The following is a 292-nucleotide window of genomic DNA, read 5'->3' as shown; positions in this document are numbered from 1 at the left end:
ATCGACCTTGAGAAGCTTGAGCGCGTCAACGTCGTCTTTGTCCCATTCCAACACCGTCCGGCCGGCCATCGCGGCATTACCCACGACCGCCATTTCGGTGAGCAGGCCCCGGCTCATGACGAAGCCGCCGACATGCGTCGCGAGATGGCGCGGAAAATCCTGGATCTCCGCCGCGAGCTCCAAGGCGAGACCGAGCCGGCGATCGGTGAGGTCCAGCCCCTCCTGGGCCGCAAGCTCCTTCAGGCCGTCGTCACGGCCCGGTCCCCAGCTGGCCTTGGCCAGCCGGCCGGTC

General features: G+C 67.5%; 1 protein-coding gene. It reads right to left on the bottom strand.

Annotated features, from left to right (window positions below; all coding sequences use genetic code 11):
* Positions 1-292 (bottom strand): hypothetical protein (locus tag GSQ92_RS11365; RefSeq protein WP_216856805.1); only part of this gene is annotated, 292 nt, incomplete at both ends.

Origin of the sequence: Acidisoma sp. S159 (assembly GCF_009766125.1) — a bacterium.
Lineage (GTDB): Bacteria > Pseudomonadota > Alphaproteobacteria > Acetobacterales > Acetobacteraceae > Acidisoma.
This window is presented reverse-complemented; position numbering and strand designations above follow the sequence as displayed.